The organism is Pseudoalteromonas tunicata (assembly GCF_002310815.1).
GTDB classification, from domain to species: Bacteria; Pseudomonadota; Gammaproteobacteria; order Enterobacterales; family Alteromonadaceae; genus Pseudoalteromonas; species Pseudoalteromonas tunicata.
Genome location: NZ_CP011033.1, coordinates 1 through 13,182 on the forward strand (window position 1 = coordinate 1; position 13,182 = coordinate 13,182).

Genomic DNA, 13,182 nt, shown 5'->3' on the forward strand with positions numbered 1-13,182 from the left:
TTAATTACCTTAACTTTAACCATATTCAACCTTATTTATTTATTCTATTCAATTAATCAGAAAATTATTTATTTTTAATTTATATACATGTCTACTACTTTAATGGTTTACTTGTTTTTCAATGGACATTATACTAACAGCAATTAAGAGGGTTCATTGAATGACAATAAAAAAATCAGCGTTAGATACCTATAAATTGCTTAAAGCAACAGCAACTGTTGCAGAGCAATCATTAGAAGGACGCATTCAACATTATCGTGCTCATATTAAAGCCGAAGACAAAGAATTACGTACTTATACACAAAAAGCTGCCGCTGATTTACTTGGTTGTAATAATCGCACACTTAAAAGAAAACATGACCAAGGCGATTTTGATATCCTTGAAATAAAACGAGGTGCGAATGGTCACTACGCTTATACGTTAAGTAATATCTATGCAATGGCAGATATTATGGGTCTACGTCCAAGCCATCGTTTGCCAAGTGATAAGCTCCAAGTAATAGTTGTTAATTCATTAAAAGGTGGCTGTGGTAAAACAACAAGCTTAGTCAACATTGCAGCAGCCTTAGCAACCACAAATATTAAACGTTATCGTATAGGCATTATTGATCTTGACCCTCAAGGTTCCTCTTCAAGTTTCTTTCCCCCAATAGCACATGATCCCATTACCGTTGGTGATTTAATGCGCGATTGTATTGAACTTGACGAAAACGAAGTATGGTCAGACGTAGTTTCTTCAGCCTTTTTACCCACTCATATTCCTAATATTCGTATTTTACCTTCAGGAATGGATGATTTTTATTTTGAGCATGAAACGGCTACACAATTAAAAGATCAAGTTGGTTACGATCAAACTCGCCATTATCATAAATTGCTAGAAAAAGTGATTGAGCCTGTTGCCAGTGAGTTCGATCTTATTTTAATAGACACAGCACCTTCACTTAACTTTATGTTTTATAATGCATTAATGGCATCTACTGCGATGTTAATACCAGTTCACCCAGAAGCTGTTGATTTTGATGCAAATAACAAATATTTAAAACGTTTAGGTGAGATTTATCACACTGTTGCAGCGCTTGGCCATGATGGTTGGGATTTTATGCAATTTTTAGTTACCAACTACGTTAAAGGTAATCATTCACAACGTGACATAGTCAAAGATGTTAGAAGTGCTTTTGGTCGTCAAGTAATGAGTTATCCAATAAATCATAGTGCAGCCATTACTGCCAGTTCATCATCTTTTAATACTATTTTTGATCAAAAAACATCAGACAGCCTCGCAAGTCGTGAATCATTGATCAAAGCACAAGAAAATATTAAAGATGTTGTTGATGAACTCGAAATGTTGATCCGTTCAAATTGGGCTTCAACCCAATGTACATTAGAATCAGCATAAGTAAGGGATTACCATGGTAAAAAAACGTAAAAATGACACTCGAATCGATCCTTTTTCTACTTTTGTTGAAACGAGTAACCTAGATGCATTACTTGAAAGCGCAAGTGTTGGCCAAGAAATTACAATGCCAGCCCCTGCTGATCCTAACCGCTCAATTAAACTAACTTGTAAAATCATTAAATATAATGATATCGAACAGTTAACTAAAGTTTATGGTAAAAACCGCCGTGTACAGTCATTATTAAATGAGCAAGCTGTTGCTGATATTCTACCCGCAATTAAAGCCGATAAACGTAACCAACACCCTGCTCTTTGTTGGTCAAAAGAAGGCGTAGAATACGTATTAGCTGGCTCTAGACGCCGCAAAGCATGTCTGCTTGCAAAGGCCGATTATATCGTATTAACCTCAAATGATTTTAACGATGAAGATGCCAAAATCTTAGCTGTATCATCAGATCAATACATAGCGCCAAGCTTATGGGAATTAGGTCAAGCATACAGCGAAACCAAACATGACCTGATCCAAGCAGGTAAAAAAGGCTCCTATCGTGAAATTGCAGAAGTCGAAGGAGTATCACATACTGCTATCGCTGATGCACTTAAAGCGTTTGATAAAATACCGAATGAAGTGATAGCTCTTTACCCTACCGCAAATTTTGTAGGTCGTGAGGTTGCTAAGAAAATCATTGCCGCTATTGAACTTAATCAAGCTGTATTTTTTGATACTGTAACTGCAATAAAAAACAATCTTTCGAATTATCAGCAAGAAAGTGATGAAAAAACCGCAATTGCGATAACAAAAGCATTAGTTGAACAGCCAACAGTTGAAATTCAAGCCAATCGTGAAAAGCTTGAATTTAATAGTGAATATATTATCGGTCATCGAAATCAAAAAACAGGCGATTTAGTGATTAAAATTGATAACCGAGTACTCACCGATAAACGTTTTGAGCAACTTGAAAAGTTACTTGCGAATTTTAATTAATAAAAATTAATCCAACTAATATTATCTAGTTGGTTTACTTTTACTCTTTAAAGTTAGTAAAAAATTGATCTGAGGTTAAATATTTGCCTCAGATTTTTTCTTTTTTAATTCGCATTTTCATCAACTTGAGCAATTCTAATTTATATCTTTTAGTGCTTTAGATCTCTGAGCGAACAGCATATACTGGCTGGATAATTCGATTTTTGCAGAGTGTCATGGCTAAAGGCTTTACCAAAAAAGATTTATTATCCCTGTTTGATGAAATCAAAACAGAGCAAGCTCGTGAATTCCCGCTAACTGAGATTTTTTTAAAACGGTACTTTAAACCTGCAGTACTTGAAAACGCCAAACAGTACTTAACCAATAAGCAAATTGGCCAAATCGATGCCAATAATGACTTTTCTCAAATCACTTCTGAGGTGTTCAATAGCTTGGCTGAGCCAAGTCATCAACACATTCAAATTATACGTGATAATGCTAACATCACTTTAAATGCCCATTGTTCTTGCAAAGTTCAGCGTAAGTGTAAACACATTGCTGCCGTTTTATTGAAATTAAAAACTGAGCATTCTGGTGAATTTGGCCAAAATTATTTATTGCATGATTGGTTTAATCAATTAGAAAAACTAAAAGTAAATCAAAAACCTCTAAATAAAGATGTCATTTTATTTGTTATTGAACCTTTCAAAGGTTCATTAATTGTTACCCCTAAAGTTGCCTCTGTTGCCAAAAATGGTAAGTTCGGTCTTGGTCGTTTATTAACCGAAAAGCAGCTTAGTAGCCAAGTAACACCTGAAAATTTAGATGAAGCAGATTTTCGCTTAATAAGTTGGATCCGCTCGCAAAATACATTTGGTAAATTGATGTTAGAGGGCCAATGGGGCGCAATTGCATTATTAAAATTAATTGCAACAGAGCGTTGTTTTTGGCAAGACTCTCGTGATGCACTAAGCATGACGAATAGTCGACCGCTTGAATTCAATTGGCACAACGAAGGTAATAATCTTTCCTTACAAGCAAATGTAACCGGTTGTAAAAGTTGGCAATTATTTAATACTGTACCACCTTATTTTATTGATGTTGAACAGTTGGTTATTGGCGAATTAGTAACGCCACTACAGAGTGATGAAATCAAGCACCTGCTTACTATGCCTGTCATTAATACAAATATGCAGACTCAAGTCGAGCAGCGCTTTAACCAGCTATTTGGCATGTCTGTTATTAAACAAAACGGCGAGGTAAGTCGTAAAGTAAAAAAGTTATCCATTAAACCGGTTATTAGTTTTGAATACTTTAATCAAAACCCGGTGGTACGATTACAATTTCAGTATCCAAATGAACTTCTTAACAGTGAAAGCGAGTTACAAGATAACTCGTTAGGGCGAAATCTTAGTTTTGAAAATACCTGTATCAATCGTTTAAAAAATGCTGGTTTTGTTGACTGTAAAGGCCCTTTACAGCATGTGGAATATTACAGTTTAGCCATTTCTGCGGAGCGCCCTGCTTTATGGCATTGTTTTGTTAATGAGATTACTCAAAACCTTAAAAAAGATGGCTGGCAAATTAATGGCCAAGCTTTGCAGCAAGACGAGATTACCGAAGGTCAATTAATGGTTCACCTTAGTCGGGATAAGAAAAATAAACTTGTAATAGAGCCTTATTTTTTTCTGGCTGATAAACGTTATGCATTTGCTGACTTTTTAACTATTAGTTCGCTTTGTAATAATACCGCGCAAACCTTTTATTATATTTGCCTACCTAATGAGCGTTGGGTTGCATTTGCAAAAGTCGACGTCGAAATTTTAATCGCATTTTACCAAGAGTTTTATCAAGGAAAAAAGTACCCTAAACGCCTTAATTTGCCACTTGCGTATGCTCGAAAACTTTCAGGGTTTCAAAAATCACAAATCACCAGTGATGAAGCCAGTCTATTGGAACTCACTCAACTGGTAGCAAAAGATGATTTTGGCGCAAAGTTACAAGTGCCCAAAAAACTTAACGCGACCTTACGTGATTATCAAATTCATGGATTACATTGGTTACGTTTTTTAAAGAAGTTTCAACTTGGTGGTATTTTAGCTGATGACATGGGGCTTGGAAAAACCTTACAAACCATCGCTTTTTTATTGGCAGAGCAAGGTAAAGGGAAAGTAAAACTTCCTTCTTTAATTATTTGCCCAACCAGCTTAGTGAATAACTGGTTGCAGGAGTTGCAACGTTTTGCGCCAAGTTTAAATGTGGTTGTTAGTTTTGGTAGCCAACGGCAAAAGCAATTTGTGAAATTGTCAAAAGCGGATTGTGTTATTACAACCTATCCACTTTTAGTTCGTGATGAAGCTATTTTTAACGATATAGCGTTTGAGCACGTTATTTTAGACGAAGCGCAAACCATTAAAAATATCAATGCAAAAGTATCTAGGCATGTTAAGGCGCTTAACAGCAACTTTAATTTATGCCTAAGTGGTACTCCGGTTGAAAATAATTTAAGTGAGCTTAAGTCTCTGCTTGATTTCGCTATGCCAGGATTACTGCCATCACAAACGCATTTCAAAGAGTTTTATCAAACCCCGATTGAAAAAGAGCATAACCAATTACGTGCTGATCAATTAAAAGAGTTAGTTAAACCCTTTTTGCTACGTCGTACTAAAGCGCAAGTGGTAACTGAGCTGCCGGCTAAAACCGAAATGGTAAAAATGCTTGAACTCATGCCTTCTCAACAAAAATGTTATGGTGAAATTCGCCAAAAAATGGAATTTAAACTCAAGGACTTATTTGCTGAAATTGGCATAGATAAGAGTCGATTGGCATTCCTTGAGGCCTTACTTAAACTACGCCAAATTTGTTGTTCACCTCAATTACTATCTGACGAAGGGCTGCAATTTAGTTTTGCAGACAGTACCAAACTCGATTGGTTAGCTAAGCACTTACCTGCAATGTTACAACAAGGTCGTAAAGTGATTATTTTTAGTCAATTTACCAGTATGTTGAGTTTAATTGAACAGCAATTACAAGCACTTAACTTAGGTTATGCGATTTTGACCGGGCAAACTCGTGATCGTCAAAGTGCTGTTGATTCATTTCAACAAGGTGATAAAAGTATCTTTTTGATCAGTTTAAAAGCAGGTGGCACCGGATTAAATTTAACCGCGGCAGATACGGTTATTCACTTTGATCCATGGTGGAATCCAGCTGTTGAGCAACAAGCAACCGATAGAGCTTATCGTATTGGCCAGAAAAAACCGGTATTTGTGTATAAGCTGATTTGCCAAGATACCATTGAAGAACGAGTCTACGAAATGCAACAAAATAAAGCTGCATTAGCTGAATCGTTTTTTGATGCGGCGAGTAAGCAGTTTAGTGTTAGTTCAGCAGAAGAGATTTTGGCTTTATTAAAATAATTTTATTATTTGTTTGAACTTATAGTTGCTTGGTGTGTCTACTTTAATAGTTGTGATTTGTTACTGATTCCCGGTTTCAATTTTGTTACTCCTTTGTTTGTTTTTGTCTAAAAGCCAACCTAATTAGGTTGGCTTTTTTTTGCGTTATTTGTTGAATAAATAGAGTTAAACACCCCGCTAGAATCCCCCAAAGTGGTGAGCCAATATTCAGTAGCACCAAATCCGACGCCGTAACTAAAAAGGTGATCATGGATGCTTCTAGATAATATGATTCAGACAAAGCGAGTTTTAAGCTACTCGCAATTGTGCCAAAAAGGGCTATACCGGCTAGAGCAAGAATGAGCGCGCTGGGCATCGCATCTAATAGGCTGATTAAAGTGCCACTGCCAATGGCGAGCAAAATATAGAATAACCCTGCAGCGACGCTTCCTAAAAAGCGTTTATTTGGATTAGGATTCACCTCTGGCGTCATACATATTGCTGCGGTGATCGCTGCAAAATTAATCGCATAACCACCAAAAGGCGCGATGAGTATATTGGTGGCGCCTGTGATTGTTAATGTTTTTGAGATTGGAACTGGATAATTGTGGGCTTGCATCACAGCAATTCCAGGTAAGTTTTGTGATGCCATCGTGACAATAAAAAGAGGTAAACCTATATTCATCACAGCAGGCCAGCTCCACTGTGGGTTGGTAAATTGAAGTGTTGCCAATTTAAATTCTAATGCTGAAAAGTTTAGTAGTTGCAAAGACCAAGCGACGATAAGTCCAACAATTAATACCATGATCATGCACCATCTAGGGCTTATCAATTTAGTTATAAGGTAGGTTATGAGCATGCTGGCAATTAATGCCGTTTGTTGAGGCAATAAATTAAAGACATCAATTCCAAAACCTACAAGTACACCTGCAAGCATCGCGCTTGCTAAAGGTAATGGAATGCGGCGCATCAATTTTTCGAATAACCCTGTTACTCCAGAAATAAAAATCAGTACAGCACAAAAAATGAATGCGCCTGTAGCTTGTTCTAAGGTAAACCCTTGGCTGCTTGAAATGAGTAATGCCGCACCAGGTGTGGACCAAGCAATTAAAATAGGCACTCGGTAAAGCACTGATAATGTGATAGAAAGTATTCCCATGCTCAAACCAAGGACCATGAGCCAGCTTGCGACTAAGTCGGCATTCCCGCCTAAGTTAACAACAGCTTGGTAAATAAGCGCCACAGAGCTGGTGAACCCAACAAGTACAGCGATAAAACCAGCTGTTAATGCATTTGCACCTTGATGTATATGCTGTATTTTTATCATTATTATTTGTGCGTTATAACGTATGTTGGCTTTAAATTAACATTGTATGTTATAACGCACAATCAAAGTTAGGCTGTTTTTTAAACTTTTTAATCAGAGGTGGTTTTGAATCAAACGGACAATCATGGCCCTATTCTCGCTAGGCAATTAAAGCGCGCTCGACAACATCGTAAGTGGAGTTTAGAACTTTGTGCTACCCACACCGGTGTTTCTAAGGCAATGTTAGGTCAAATTGAACGAGGAGAGTCAAGCCCTACTGTTGCAACGCTCTGGAAAATCGCAACAGGCTTTACGCTTCCTTTATCTTATTTTTTATTAACGCCGGGTCAGGATAGTGGAGTCGAGGTGCCTGATGACGCCGCTTTTCAAATTCAACGTAATTTAAATGACTTGCAAATAAAAACCTTGTTGCCCTTTGATAGTATTACTCGGTTTGAGCTGTTTCAGATTGTGATAAATCCTGGTTACAGTCATTTATCATTACCGCATAACCATGGGGTGATAGAGCATATAGTCGTCATCAGTGGCGCGATTGAATATTTACTTAATGATAATTGGCTACGCTTAACGGCAGGGCAAGTTGCTAAGTTTTGTGCTGATCAGCCTCATGGTTATCGCAATGTAACGCAACAAACGGCTGTATTTCATAATTTAATTTTTTATGGCGAGTCATATTCAGGGTAATGTTTAGTTTTCAGTGATTAAAAAACAATCAAAAAATATTAAAATTAGTGTGAACTTAACTAAAAATAGTCAGTCTATATTTACAGTGCTTAGGCGCTATCCCTGAAAGTTAGATTTCCCCCTTGATTACTAATCTTAGTAATAATGGCCAACCAATAGGTTGGCTTTTTGTTTTTCTACGGTTTAATTTTTGGTAATAACGATTTCAATTAGCTCAGTAAAAAAAATGAATTATTTTAATTTATTTTGAACTAACAGAATTGTCGGTTGTCTATTTATATAGTTGTGATGTTGTTTTCTTGTTTGTGTTAAATGTTTTCCCCCCGATTGATTACTAAGTTTAGTAATGTTTAAGCCAACCTTTTTAGGTTGGCTTTTTATTTTTTCATTGTACTATCAAGGAGGTATTTTTTTAGGAGCGCGTACAATGAGAAAAGATGACTTATTACGATATCAATTAATTGAAGTCATTTTGCTCTGGGAAGGCCGTTTAACTGCTCGTCATTTAACGGATTATTTTTCTATAAGCCGTCCTTCGGCTCAAAAAAGTATTACAGATTATAAAGAACTTAATCCAACCGCATTTGCGCGTAATAATAGCGAAAAAGGCCACATTGCGGTCGCTGGTTTTGAACCTTTGTTTATCTCAAGTGATTTTGCCCAGTATCAGCAATTTTTTGCGGCTCAACCTGAGTCTGATTCCCCATTACATTTTGCAATTGAATTATTACCCGTGCCTTTACGTAATGTTACTCCAGAATGGGTTAGGCCAATTTTGTTAGCGATAAAACAGTCTCTTCGACTCGATATTGGCTACTTGTCATTATCAAGTCCTGATTATGAAGATCGTATTATTCAGCCTCATAGCATTGTATTTGATGGTTTCAGGTACCATGTCAGAGGGTTTTGTGAGAAAAATCAAGATTTTCGAGATTTTGTTTTATCGCGTTTTAATGGTGAGTTTGTTTTTGAAGGGGCTGCAACACATACCGCAGCAGACGATTTGCTTTGGCAAACTTGGCTTGATGTCGTGATTTGTCCAGATCAGCGCCTTGCCCTAAAGCAACGTCAATGCATTGAGTTTGATTATCAAATGCAAGATGGTAAAAAAGTGATCCGTACTCGTGCCGCATTGCTTAATTATTTATTACAGCGATTACGAGTCGATATTTATCAAACAGATGCACAATCACAGCAAATTATTATTGAGCCTGAATGTCGCAAGGCACTGTCGCCATATTTAAACCGCTAAGCATTAAAATAACCATAAGGTAGCCCAACTTAGTACTAACATGCTCAATAAGCTGAGTGCTTCGAGCACCGCAATGATTATTTTAATGCCCCAATCTTTATATTGTTGTTTTTTGAGTTGTGCAATTTTATTGGTAATAAAAACTACTTTTTCTGGCTCTATCCAAGCTGGGTTAATTGACTGGTAAGCTTGTTGTAATTGTTTTAATTCTTGTGTAATTCCACTCATGATTTCTGCTCGTAAATGTTTTTGTATTGCCATTTAAGCGTATAAAAACCGTCTTGAATAGAGCGTGTTTTTTGACCTGTAAAGGACCTTTACAGCCTTTAATGCATTTAGAGATAAATAGAGCATTATTGATTGCTTATATGTAAAGATCTTTTACATATCCTGTGCTTAGTTGGGATTTGATAGTCGCCTCTTCTGCGTTCAAGGGTATAATCAAAACAATAAGAAAAACGGTAAAGGTTTATTATGACGGTTGAATTTTCTTGGTTGCAATTGCAGCCCTATATTTTGGTGGGCTCGCTTCCTCTGCTGCTTTGCGCTTTAGTGTGTTTTTATAAAGTGCGCCTTCTCAATAAAAAAGTAGTCGAAACACAAAGCCAATTGGTTGAGCTAACCGCTTTGCATCAAACTGACCAAATTTCACTGGCACAAGCTAAAGGCGCTGAGCAACAGCTTGATTACCTTAAATCTGAGCTGCAAGTACTTCAGCTTAATAATCAAGAGTTAAATATTGAATTACGCACCAGCAAAGAACAACAGCAGCATTTTAAAACCCGTTTAATTGAGTCACAGCAACAAAGTAAGCACTATCATAACCAGTGGCAAAGTAGCCAAGAGAAATTAAGCGAGGTAATGGTACAACTTGCTACCTTGCAAAGTAGCTTAACTGAAAAAGAACTGAGTTTTAATGCGCAGCTAGAGCAAATAGCCAATAGTAAAGCTGAGCTCGGTAAAGAGTTCGAGAACTTAGCTAATCGTGTTCTATCACAAAAAAGTGCCGAATTTAAAACTTTGAACCAAGAAAGTGTGCAGCAGTTGTTAATGCCGATGCAAACTGAAATGAAAGGCTTTCGAGATAAAGTTGAAGCAATTCATAGTGAAGAATTAAAACAGCGCAGCGAACTTAAAACAGAGTTAATAAACTTACAAAAATTAAATCAAGACATCACAGCTCAAGCACAACAACTGACCAATGCGTTACAAGGGCAAAAAAAAGTACAAGGTAATTGGGGCGAGTTAATGCTTGAGAACGTACTCGATAGTGCTGGATTAAGGCTTGGGCTCGATTATAAACGAGAGGTCAGTTTTAATACTGATGATGGCAAATTACGCCCAGATGTAGTGGTGTATTTACCACAAAATCGCCATTTGGTTATTGATGCCAAAACATCTTTATCTGCCTATACCCGTTATGTAAATGCCGAATCTGAACTTGATGCCCAAGTTGCCTTAAAACAGCATGCTCAGGCTATGAATGACCGTATTAATGAATTATCTAACAAAGATTATTTTAAGTTACCTGGCTTAAACTCCCCTGAAGTCGTGGTGCTATTTGTGCCAATAGAATCGGCTTATGTCGAAGCATTAAAATACCAACCTGACTTGTATCAAAAAGCCATAGAACGCCAAATATTAGTAGCAACCCCTACAACGTTATTGACCAGCTTAAATATTGTTAAACAGCTGTGGCGTTTTGAAGATCAAAGTAAACATACGGCAGAGTTAGCTAATCGAGCTGAGCGGTTTTATAACAAACTCAATAGTTTTTTATCGAGTATGCAAGGCGTTGGTAAGCAACTTGATAAAGCAAAAGAAAGCTATGATAAGGCGTTTGCCCAGCTTTATAGTGGTAAAGGTAACTTAATAAAACAAGCTGCCGAATTTCGAGATTTAGGGGTGAGCGTGCAAAAAGAGCTCCCAGCCCCGCTGGTTGAACAAGCCCATTTAGAGCTTGGCGCAGCCGATGTACTTGATGAGCCATCGGTGCTGAAATCCAACACCCAACCGGTCACAGATTTAACGGAGTAATTACATGGACTATCAAGGAAATGATTTTTATTGTGAGCAAGTGCTCAGCGGAAAAGTTAAGCCCAGGATGGTTAAAGAAGATAAGGCTTGTTTGGCTTTTTATCATACAAAACCATTTTGGCCAGTACATATAGTTGTGATCCCAAAACTACATGTACCCTCTTTAACTCAACTTGGGTCATACAGTGCTTCTGACTTGCAACATTTAATCTGTTTTGTGGCCGAGGTCGCAGCTATGGTTGAAAACCAGTATGGTGCTGCCCGAGTATTAACTAACTTAGGGCAATATCAAGATTCAAAGCATTTGCATTTTCATATTAATTTTGGTTCACCAGATGAGGTATAGATGGCGTTAATGAAAAATGGTTTAGGTGATGCTGCCATTCGCCGTATTGCCAACGCGATTGGCCATGTAGATCCGTTATTTGATGGCAAATTGTTTACTAGAATGGCGCTGCAAGGGCTTGATGAGTTAGAGCTTAAACAGCGCGTTAGTCATATTATTCACTGTTTACATTGTTGTTTGAATAAAGACTTTGCTGCCATGAGTCAACTATTAGTGACTATTGTGCCTATTTGGCAACGTCATCAAACATCAGAACCAAATGCTGGTTTTGCTGCTTGGCCACTGATTGATTATGTCGCTCAGTATGGCTTAGATGAACCTCAAATAGCGCTTGAAACATTAAAACAGCTAACGAGTTTATTTTCAGCTGAGTTTGCGATTCGACCGTTTATTGTGCGTTATCCAGACATTTGCCATCGTTATTTTTTAAGTTGGGTGCATGATGACTGTGAACATGTGCGCCGTTTAGTTTCTGAAGGTACACGACCAAGATTGCCTTGGGGACTGAGACTAACTGAGTTTGTGGTCGATCCTACGCCAAATTTGGTGTTGTTATCCGTACTTAATAATGACTCGAGTGTGTATGTTCGTCGTTCTGTAGCAAATCATCTTAATGATATTGCAAAAGATCATCCTAATGTCGTGCTTAAAATTTGTTATCAGTGGCAAGCTAATGCAAGCCCGTACACGCAATGGATTATTAAACATGCAACTCGAAGTTTAGTTAAACAAGGTCACCCTGAGGTTTTTAACTTATTAGGGTATAATCAGAATCTTGCATTAATGCCGGTTCAATTGTTAATTGCACAGCAACAGTTAGAAATGGGACAGGCATTAGAATTTGAGTTCGCACTTTGTCTCATGGGCCAAACTGAGCAAGCTTGTGTAGTCGATTTTGCGATTGATTTTGTCAAAAGCAATGGTAAAACCAACAACAAAGTGTTCAAATTAAAAAATATCAGGTTACGGCCAAGGGAGGCTTTGCACTTTAAAAAAAGTTTTTCGTTTAAAAAAATCTCAACACGACAATATTATGCTGGGCTTCATCAGCTTAGTATTTTGGTCAACGGCAATAAGGTTGCTTCACAGACCTTTATGCTGCAAGCACCGTAATGTTTTATGTATGACTCAAGGATTGCAGATGAAAAAACTTAAAAATGAAAGTGGGCTGTTAAAAAAAGCGATTATTATTGGTGAAAAGTATGCTCAAAATCGTGGTTTTAAAGGATTTGAGCCAACGGTATCGGCAAACCAAAAAGTAGAAATACTCTATCGCTTACTCATCAACGACAAACTTATTCAACCGCTGGCGTTTGGTCACGAAGATGTGCCACACATGAAGCATAAGTTAGCAATATGGATTGCCAAACAGTTACCGAGCGACCATCCATTACTGCAATAAAATTGGTTTATTTATGAATGAAAAACATAACAACAAAAAAGAGTTATTAATCCTTCCTTTGGTTTTATTGGCGATTTTAGTTCCTGTCGGTGGCCATTGGTTAATGCAACCGCAATTATCTGACCGTGATTGGTTGGTTTATACGTTGGCCGCATTACCTTTTTTATTATTTGGTTTGGTCATTTGGGCTTATAAAATTGCAGTAAAAAATGATCAATAAAGTGCATTAGTTTTTAAATAGCCTGAACTTTGTTTGAGATAAATTTACTTTTCAGAGTTCAGGCTAAATTGATAGCAAACCTAGTTTGAGTAATATAATTGAATGTCTCCATGAAATAAATTGTATTACAAATGAGAATTACTATCTTTTGTGTTT

General features: G+C 37.2%; 12 protein-coding genes. 10 read left to right on the forward strand and 2 right to left on the reverse strand.

Annotation, left to right across the window (positions count from 1 at the left end; genetic code table 11):
- The first annotated feature begins 160 nt into the window (after positions 1-160).
- The 3 genes from PTUN_RS17995 to PTUN_RS18005 all read left to right on the forward strand — a co-directional run bounded on the left by PTUN_RS17995 (position 161) and on the right by PTUN_RS18005 (position 5,779).
- The gene (locus PTUN_RS17995; RefSeq protein ID WP_009836541.1) at positions 161-1,396 is read left to right on the forward strand and encodes an AAA family ATPase; all 1,236 of its coding nucleotides are present in this window, start codon (positions 161-163) and stop codon (positions 1,394-1,396) included.
- Between the two features lie 13 nt (positions 1,397-1,409).
- Positions 1,410-2,381, forward strand: a complete 972-nt coding sequence (locus tag PTUN_RS18000) for a ParB N-terminal domain-containing protein (protein ID WP_009836540.1) — start codon at positions 1,410-1,412, stop codon at positions 2,379-2,381.
- Between the two features lie 215 nt (positions 2,382-2,596).
- On the forward strand, positions 2,597-5,779 hold the full coding sequence (locus PTUN_RS18005) for a DEAD/DEAH box helicase (RefSeq protein WP_009836539.1): 3,183 nt from the start codon (positions 2,597-2,599) through the stop codon (positions 5,777-5,779).
- Positions 5,780-5,864: 85 nt separating this feature from the next.
- Here PTUN_RS18005 and PTUN_RS18010 read toward each other — a convergent pair whose 3' ends face one another.
- Positions 5,865-7,085: a benzoate/H(+) symporter BenE family transporter gene (locus PTUN_RS18010; protein WP_009836538.1), complete on the reverse strand. Its 1,221-nt coding sequence runs from the start codon at positions 7,083-7,085 to the stop codon at positions 5,865-5,867.
- A 105-nt stretch (positions 7,086-7,190) separates the two neighbouring features.
- Between PTUN_RS18010 and PTUN_RS18015 the strand changes: the two genes are divergently transcribed.
- Both PTUN_RS18015 and PTUN_RS18020 read left to right on the forward strand, forming a co-directional pair.
- Positions 7,191-7,769, forward strand: a complete 579-nt coding sequence (locus PTUN_RS18015) for a helix-turn-helix domain-containing protein (RefSeq protein WP_040643524.1) — start codon at positions 7,191-7,193, stop codon at positions 7,767-7,769.
- A gap of 427 nt (positions 7,770-8,196) precedes the next feature.
- Complete coding sequence (locus PTUN_RS18020) at positions 8,197-9,021, forward strand: WYL domain-containing protein (protein ID WP_040643523.1); 825 nt, start codon at positions 8,197-8,199, stop codon at positions 9,019-9,021.
- A 3-nt stretch (positions 9,022-9,024) separates the two neighbouring features.
- On the opposite strand, the gene PTUN_RS18025 is transcribed toward PTUN_RS18020, so the two are convergent.
- Positions 9,025-9,249, reverse strand: coding sequence for a hypothetical protein (locus tag PTUN_RS18025; protein WP_040643423.1), 225 nt, complete (start codon positions 9,247-9,249; stop codon positions 9,025-9,027).
- 246 nt (positions 9,250-9,495) lie between these two features.
- Here PTUN_RS18025 and PTUN_RS18030 point away from each other — a divergent pair, with 246 nt between their 5' ends.
- The 5 genes from PTUN_RS18030 to PTUN_RS18050 are packed head-to-tail and all read left to right on the forward strand — an operon-like array spanning position 9,496 to position 13,026.
- Positions 9,496-11,058, forward strand: a complete 1,563-nt coding sequence (locus tag PTUN_RS18030; protein WP_009836534.1) for a DNA recombination protein RmuC — start codon at positions 9,496-9,498, stop codon at positions 11,056-11,058.
- 4 nt (positions 11,059-11,062) lie between these two features.
- Positions 11,063-11,404, forward strand: a complete 342-nt coding sequence (locus tag PTUN_RS18035) for an HIT family protein (protein WP_009836533.1) — start codon at positions 11,063-11,065, stop codon at positions 11,402-11,404.
- Positions 11,405-12,517 (forward strand): DNA alkylation repair enzyme, encoded by a 1,113-nt coding sequence (locus tag PTUN_RS18040; protein ID WP_009836532.1) that lies wholly within the window; start codon positions 11,405-11,407, stop codon positions 12,515-12,517. It begins immediately after the preceding gene.
- A 28-nt stretch (positions 12,518-12,545) separates the two neighbouring features.
- Entirely contained in the window at positions 12,546-12,806 is a 261-nt protein-coding gene (locus PTUN_RS18045; protein WP_009836531.1) for a DUF5062 family protein, read from the forward strand.
- A 13-nt stretch (positions 12,807-12,819) separates the two neighbouring features.
- On the forward strand, positions 12,820-13,026 hold the full coding sequence (locus PTUN_RS18050; protein ID WP_009836530.1) for a hypothetical protein: 207 nt from the start codon (positions 12,820-12,822) through the stop codon (positions 13,024-13,026).
- Positions 13,027-13,182 lie beyond the last annotated feature (156 nt).